General features: G+C 68.0%; 5 protein-coding genes and 1 pseudogene. All 6 read left to right on the top strand.

Going from position 1 to position 7,895, the window contains the following annotated elements; genetic code table 11:
• The coding region (locus CV1CTNOD_RS24280; protein WP_165485250.1) for a hypothetical protein at nucleotides 1-737 on the top strand (737 nt) is incomplete at its 5' end.
• Nucleotides 738-748: 11 nt separating this feature from the next.
• The gene (locus tag CV1CTNOD_RS00990; protein WP_242606259.1) at nucleotides 749-1,921 is read left to right on the top strand and encodes an acetyl-CoA acetyltransferase; all 1,173 of its coding nucleotides are present in this window, start codon (nucleotides 749-751) and stop codon (nucleotides 1,919-1,921) included.
• A complete protein-coding gene (locus CV1CTNOD_RS00995) occupies nucleotides 1,918-3,459 on the top strand; it encodes a class I adenylate-forming enzyme family protein (protein WP_131784334.1) in 1,542 nt (513 codons plus the stop codon). The genes CV1CTNOD_RS00990 and CV1CTNOD_RS00995 overlap by 4 nt, the downstream gene beginning before the upstream one ends.
• Before the next feature lie 119 nt (nucleotides 3,460-3,578).
• Entirely contained in the window at nucleotides 3,579-6,323 is a 2,745-nt protein-coding gene (locus CV1CTNOD_RS01000) for a LuxR C-terminal-related transcriptional regulator (protein ID WP_131784335.1), read from the top strand.
• Between the two features lie 209 nt (nucleotides 6,324-6,532).
• Nucleotides 6,533-6,691, top strand: a pseudogene (locus CV1CTNOD_RS01005) (acyl-CoA dehydrogenase family protein); the annotation flags it as partial.
• A gap of 20 nt (nucleotides 6,692-6,711) precedes the next feature.
• A complete protein-coding gene (locus CV1CTNOD_RS01010; protein ID WP_165485251.1) occupies nucleotides 6,712-7,890 on the top strand; it encodes a TetR/AcrR family transcriptional regulator in 1,179 nt (392 codons plus the stop codon).
• Nucleotides 7,891-7,895: the final 5 nt, after the last annotated feature.

The following is a 7,895-nucleotide window of genomic DNA, read 5'->3' on the forward strand; positions in this document are numbered from 1 at the left end:
ACCGCTGGTATGACGACCCGGCCACGCTGGTCGCCGCTACCGGGCAGGCACACAGGTTACTGCGGTCCGATGTGTTCGGTGTCAACGTCTTAGGTCCGTTCTCCCGCCATCTCGTCGGCAGTGGTGAGGTCACCGCCGTCTGTGAGGTGTTGGAGCTGCCGGCGCCGCGTCGGGTGTTGGCCGACACCCTCGACGCGCTGCTCCACCAGCTCGGTGACCGTGTCGACATCGTGCTCGACTGCCCGTCACCGCGCAGGCTCCTCGCGACCGGTGCGGATGAGGTCGACTTCGATGCGCTCGATGACGTTGCGGCGGGCCTGCTGGAGGTGATCCGCGCCGTGGCGGACCGGCCGGTCCGCGGGCTGCAGATCACCTGTGGCACCGCATCCGGGCCCGACGATGACGAAACCGATGTCTGGTCGAGCCTGCTGGCCGCCGCCGGGCACTACGGCTGGGTCACCGCGGTCCGGCTGGACGACGTGACCGACCCTGACCAGCTCGATACCGGGCTGCCCGGTGATCTGCTCCTTCTTCCTCGCCTTGGACCGGAGGCGTTGCCCGACGATCGGCGCCACGGTGGGGGACTCCCGCCATCCGTGTGGACCGACACGGCCGAGGCCGCTCGGCTCGTCGACGCCGCAGCCAAGCGAGGGTTCCGCTTCGGCGAAATCCCCTACGACGCCCCGCCGGAAACCGTGCTGGCGAGGATCAACGCGCTCAACGCATCTGAGCATTGAAGGGACCCGATGTGGACCACGACGACGTGGAAATCGTGGGCTGGGGCCACACCCCCTTCGGTCGCCTGTCCGACGAGAGCCTGGAATCGCTGATCGTCACCGTCGCGCGGGACGCCATCACAACGGCGGGCCTGCACCCCCACGAGATCGACGAGATCGTCCTCGGCACCTACAACGGGGGATTGCAGTCGTTGGCTTTCCCCTCTTCACTGGTTTTGCAGGCCGATGACGATCTGCTGTTCACCCGCGCCACCCGGGTGGAGAACGCGTGCGCGACCGGCTCGGCTGCCCTGCTGTACGGAGTGCGAGCGATCCGATCCGGCCAGGCTCGTCGAGTGTTGGTGATCGGTGCCGAGAAGATGACCCACGCCCCCGCCGAGGCCATCGGCCACGCCATGCTCGGCGCCGCCTACGAACGTGCCGGCGAGTCCTCTAGCACCGGGTTTGTCGAACTGTTCGCCGAGATCGCCGAGGCCTACTTCGCCAAGTACGGCGACCACAGCGACACGCTGGCCCGGATCGCGGCCAAGAACCACCGCAACGGCGTGGCCAATCCATACGCCCACCTGCGCTCCGACCTCGGCTTCGACTTCTGTCGCAGCACAGGTCCGCGCAACCCGATGGTCGCGGCCCCGCTGCGCCGAACGGACTGCTGCCCGATCTCCGACGGCGCCGCCGCGGTCGTGCTTGCCGCGCCCGGCAGCGCTCCGCGCACACCTGCCGTACGGATCCGCGCCCTGGTGCAGGCCAACGACTTCCTGCCCACTTCGCGACGCGACCCGCTCGCTTTCGCCGCCGCGCACCGGGCGTGGCAGGCGGCCCTGGAGCAGGCCAGGGTGCGGCTGTCCGATCTGCACCTGCTGGAGATCCACGACTGCTTTACCATCGCTGAACTCATCGAGTACGAGGTCGTCGGCCTGTGCCCGCCCGGGGGCGGGGGCCAGGTCGTCGCCGACGGCGTCGTCGACCGGGACGGCAAACTGCCCGTCAACCCCTCGGGCGGGCTCAAGGCCAAAGGCCACCCGGTCTGCGCCACCGGCGTGTCCCAGCACGTCATGGCCGTGCTGCAGCTCACCGAACGTGCGGGAGCGATGCAAATCCCGGGCGCCACCGTCGCCGGGGTGTTCAACATGGGCGGCGTCGCGGTCGCCAACTACGCGAGTGTCCTGGAGCGTGTGCAATGACTGACCTCACCCTGAAATCGTTATTCGTGGACGCACTCGACCGGTTCGGCTCGCGTCCCGCGGTGCACTACCAGGGCCAGACCTACAGCTACGGCGATATCGTGACCGCCGCCAACCAGCTCGCTCACCGACTCCGCCAGGAGGGCGTGGGCCCGGGCGTGTCCGTGGCGTTGATGATGTCCAACCGACCCGAATACGTCGTTGCCGACCAGGCGATCCTGCGTTGCGGTGCAGTCAAGGTGGCACTCAACGACATGCTGTCGGCCAGCGAGATCGACTACATTTTGCGTGACAGCGACGCCCGGGTCGCCATCACCGACGCAGGAATGCTCCCTGTGGCGCTGCGCTCCGCGCCACCCCTGCTCGACCTGGTCATCGCCATCGCCGACCCGGACGAGTGCCCTGACGGGGTCGTCCCGTGGAGCGACGCGCTGGCCGGACAACCCGACACGGTGCCATCCGTCAACCCGACCCCCGCCGACATCGGGTTGATCGTCTACACCGGCGGCACCACCGGCCTGCCCAAAGGGGTGACGCACACCCAGCGCAATCTCACCCTCAACCTGTTCTCCCACGTGATGGAGATGGGGCTGCTCGACGACGAGGTGCTGCTGTTGATGTCACCGCTGCCGCACAGCGCGGGCTTCCTCCTGCAAGCAGGGATGCTCAAGGGCGCCCGGCACTTCCTGGAAACCAAGTTCGACCCCGAGCTGGTCCTGCAGCGCATCGCCGCTGACCACGTGACCTTCACGTTCATGGTGCCCACCATGATCTATCGTGTGCTCGACCGCGCGGGCGGGCGGGAGCTGGACCTCGGCTCGCTGCGCACCATCCTCTACGGAGCCGCGCCGATCACCCGGGAACGTCTCGAACAGGGCCTCAAGGTGTTGGGCCCGGTGTTCATGCAGCTCTACGGCCAGTCGGAGGCGCCGAACTTCATCACCCGCCTCCGCCGCGAAGACCATCGCCTCGATCCCGACGGTGAACACCGCCTGGCCAGCTGCGGCCAGCCCGCCACCATGACCGCGGTCAAGGTCGTTGACGAGGACGGCCAGGAGCTGCCCCGCGGCCAGGTCGGTGAGATCGCCGCCTACACGCCCTACACCATGGTGGGCTACCGCGGCCGCCCCGAACAGAGCGCCAAGACGCTGCGCGACGGGTGGCTGCACACCGGAGACCTCGGCTGCATGGACGCAGACGGGTACGTCTACCTGCTCGACCGCAAAAACGACATGATCATCACCGGTGGTATGAACGTCTACAGCACGGAGGTGGAGAACGTCGCCGCGACCTGCCCCGGTGTCGGGCAGGTCGCGGTGGTGGGCATCCCGCACCCGGACTGGGGCGAAGCCGTCGTCGCGTTCGTCGTGCCCGACGACACCGGCGCGTTCGACGAGGCCAAACTGCTCGCGCACTGCCGCACCGAGCTCGCCCGCTACAAGCAGCCCAAGGCCGTGCGCGTCGTCGAGACGCTACCCACCACCGTGTACGGGAAGCTCGACAAGAAGGCGCTGCGGGCCGGCTGGCCAGGCTGGTGAGGCCGAAGTGTTGCGGTTCAGGTGGCCAGTGCCAGAATGGACGCTAGGACGTGTGAGCACAGTCACGAACGCGTGGCAACGGAGCCGGGCGGGGAGCCCTCGGAGGCGAGGCGAGCTGAATGGACACCAAGGCACCTCCCACGCCGGCCGTGTCCACGAAGTTTCAGGCCCCCACCTACGACGACGATGGGCTGGTCAGCCGTGACCGGCTCATCGACGTGCTCCGCGAAGGCCGGGCCAAGCGGCTGGCTCTGATCCACGCCCCCGCCGGGTTCGGTAAGACCACCCTGGCGGTTCAATGGCAGCGCGTGCTGCGCATCGAAGGCGTGCCGGTCGCCTGGCTCAGCCTCGACCGCGACGACAACGACGTGGTCTGGTTCCTCAGCCACCTCATCGAGGCGGTGCGCCGCGTCGAACCCACCCTCGCCGGCGACCTGGTCGATGTCCTCGAAGAACACTCCGACGACGCTCAACGGTACGTGCTCACCGAACTGGTCAACCAGGTTGCCGAGCACAGGCGGCCCCTTGCGATCGTTCTCGACGACTGGCATCTCATCGACGCCCCCACGACTGCCGCCGCGCTGGAATTCCTGCTCGACGTGGGCCCGGACAACCTCCGCCTGATCGTCACCAGTCGAACCCGGTCACCGGCCGTCGGGAGGCTCAGGGTGCGTAACCAGGTGACCGAGATCGACGCCACCCAGCTGCGCTTCGACCACAAAGAGTCCGTCGCCTTCCTCCTCGACCTCAACGCGCTCGATCTCGACAGCGAGGACGTCCATCGACTGTGGTCCAGCACCGACGGCTGGGTTGCCGCGCTCCAACTCGCCACCCTGTCGCTGCGCAACAGCGACGACCCGTCGGCCTTGATCCGCGGCTTCTCGGGCCGGCATCACTCCATCGGCGACTATCTCGCCGAGAACGTGCTCAACGCCTTGCCCGCCGACCTGCTTGACTTCCTGCTCACAACCTCCGTCTGTGATCGCCTCTGCGGCGACCTTGCAGCCGCGGTGAGCGGGCAGCGGCGTGGGCAGGCCCTGCTGGAAGATCTCGAACGGCGAGACATGTTCCTCCGGCCGCTCGACGACAACCGCGAATGGTTCCGCTACCATCACCTCTTCGCGGGCTATCTGCAGCGTCGCCTGGAGCGTGATCATGCCGACCGGATCGTCACCCTGCACCGCACCGCGTCGGCGTGGTTCGCTGATCACGACCTTCTCAGCGAGGCGGTCACCCACGCCTTGGCCGCTGGCAACGACACCGGAGCTGTGGATCTGGTGGAACGGCAGGCCATGCACTTGGTGGAGCACAGCCGCATGGCCACCCTGCTCGGCCTGGTCAACAAGCTGCCGAAGTTCCTCTTGCCAAGCAGGCCGACGTTACAGATCGCCGTCGCTTGGGCCAACTGCCTCCTGCAACGGGCACAGCCTGCGCAGACCGCGATCGACCACGTGCGAGCCGCCTTGGCCTCCGCAACCGACGACACCAGTAAGGACATCCTCGGCGAGGCTGATGTCGTGCAGGCCTGCATCGATGTCTACGGCGACCGGATCGACCGCGCCGCCACCCTGGTCGCGCCCTACATCGTGGACAACCCGGGCTACCGGCCCTGGCTGGTCGCGGTGTCGTCCAACATCCGCACCTTCGTCGACATCCACACCTTCGACTACCGCACAGCGCAGACGCGGCAGCAGTGGGCCAACGCCTTCCATGCGACCACACGCGGGCCTTACGCTGGCGTGTACGGGCGTTGCTTCGCCGGACTCGCTGCATTCGCCCAACTCGACCTCGTAACCGCCGAACGTCTCTACCAGGAAGCCGTGGCGCTCGCACGCAGAGTCGCCGGGCAACACTCGCACGCCGCCCGGCTAGCGGGAGCGCCACTGGGCAGGCTGTATTACGAGCGTGGCGAAACCGACGCCGCCGAGCGGCTCCTCGAGGAGTGCCACGAACTCGGCGCCGAAAGCGGCGTCGCCGACTTCATGATCGTCACCTACACCACCCTGGCCCGGATCAAAGCCCTGCGAGGCGACATCGAAGACGTCTGGTCACTTCTCGATGAAGGCGACGAAGCGGCGAGCCAGCTCGCACTGCCGCGATTGTCGGCCGCCGTCGATTACGAACGCCTGCGGCTGCACTTAGCCCTCGGGGACACCGGGAGCGCACAGAACGTACTCGCCCACCAGACCGAGGAAATCGCACGCGGCGACGACGGCATCGCCATGGCCACCCGCCACTACCAGCTCACGATGCGCGCGCGAATCCTGACTGCCCAGGGCGACTACGCCGGCGCACTTCGGCCGCTGTCCGAGATTTTCCACGAGAGCAGCTCCGTGGCCTGGCGGTACGCCGAAACGACCGCACGCATCGAACTCGCGATAGTGCTTTCGCTGAGCGGCGACTCCGACGCCGCAGTCCATACTGTGGTACCTGCGTTGGTCTCCGGCGCGCGATCGGGTCTCGTGCGCACCGTCATCGACGCTGGACCGGAGCTCCTGAAGATCGTCGGTCGGCTTCGGGACGCGGGACGGTGTCGCCGATGGCCCGCGGGGTTGCCCACCGTGCCGTCTGACTACCTGTCCAGGCTGCTCGCCACGGCCCACGCCGACGCAGAACGGGCAGCAATCCCCATTATCGATCGCCCGGCCGAGCGGAATCCCACTCCCGAAGAACCACTAAATGCCCGCGAGATTGACATCCTCCGTCTCCTGGATCGCGGACTGTCCAACACGGAAATCGCGCGTAACCTGGGCCTGACCATCAACACCATCAAGTGGTACCTCAAGAGCATCTACACCAAGCTCGGCGTCGCCCGGCGCGGGGAATCAGTCTCGGAGGCGCGCCGCCGACGGATCCTGACCTGAACGCTCTGGTAGCGGGGTGCCGCTTCCACGTCGGCCAGCACTGTTGCATTCGCGCGCACCGGCGGATCTTGGCTGCAAGTCTTCCGGCGCCGAGGCTCATCAACGCGGCTCCGGGCTGCCGGTAGCCCCACTGATCGGGGCACATGAGCGCGTCTGACGGGAAGATCTGCGGTGAAGATCAACTGTGATCGACGAATGCAACAGTGCCGACCACCGAGCTGCAGGGCCGCGTGATGGATGCCTGCGTGCAGTTGCACGGCGGCTACGGTTGCATGCTGGAGTACCCGATAGCCTGGGCGGACTCGCGGATCTCGCGGATCTACGGCGGCACCACGGAGATCATCGGCTGGTCGCTGGAACTGGGCTGAACCGCACCGAGGAGGTTGCCGTGCCGGACCGCACGCTCGCGCCGCCGCGCGGCACCCGCCCGCGTAACCGGCGGGCGCTGATCCTCGGCGCCGCCTCGGACCTGTTCACCCGCCGCGGCTACGACCAGATCGGAATGACCGACCTCGCCGAGGCCGTGGCGATCGGCCCGTCCGCGCTGTACCGGCACTTCTCCGGCAAGCAGGACCTGCTCCGCGAGGTCATCGCCGGAGGCATGGCCCCGATACGGCGCCTGCTCGACGATCTCGACCTCGGCGACCGGTCCACGGCGTCAGCCCGGCTCGTCGCCCTCTGCCTCGACGAACGCCACATCGGCGTGCTCTGGCAGCGCGAAGCCCGCCACCTGACCCCCGACGACCACGCCCTGCTGCGCGCCGAGGTCCGCGAGATCGGACGCCGACTCACCGACCGGGTGCGCGCTGCCCGCCCCGAGCTCGACATCCACACCGCCGACCTGGTCACCTGGGCGACGCTGGCCGTCCTGATGAGCCCGTCCTTCCACCACCTGGACCTGTCCCGACCCGCCTACGACGAACTACTCGCCGAGCTTGCCGACCTTGTGCTGGACACCCCGCTGCCCAGCACCTTCGCCGCACCGCCGCCGCCACCGGCCGGACCGGCGCTGCTGCCGGCGTCGCGTCGCGAGGCGCTGCTCACCCAGGCGGTGCGGATGTTCGCCACCCAGGGCTACGCCGGCGTCGGCATCGAGGACATCGGCAACGCCGTCGGCATCACCGGCCCCAGCGTCTACAATCACTTTCCAAGCAAGCTGGACATGCTGCGCACCGCGTTCCAGCGCGGCACGGCCGCCCTGTTGATGGACGTCAGCGCGGTCTATCAGACCTCGAACGGCGCCGCCGATGCGCTGCGCCGGCTGGTCGGCTCCTACATCCGGTTCACCCAGGCCCACCACGACCTGATCGGGCTGCTGATCACCGAGGTCGAGCACCTGCCGGAGGACGAACGCCACGCCGCCCGCCGAGTCCAGCACGACTACCTCACCGAATGGGTTCACCTGCTCCGGCTCGTGCACCCTGAGCTCGACCCCACCGCCGCCCGGATCCGCGTACACGCCGCGGTCGCCGTCGCCAACGACACGGCCCGCACCCCGCACCTGCGGCACAACCCGGACGTGTCGGCCGCAGTCGAGTCGATCTGCAGCCGGCTGCTCGGGCTCTGACCTAG

Origin of the sequence: Protofrankia symbiont of Coriaria ruscifolia (assembly GCF_900634745.1) — a bacterium.
GTDB lineage: Bacteria > Actinomycetota > Actinomycetes > Frankiales > Frankiaceae > Protofrankia > Protofrankia californiensis.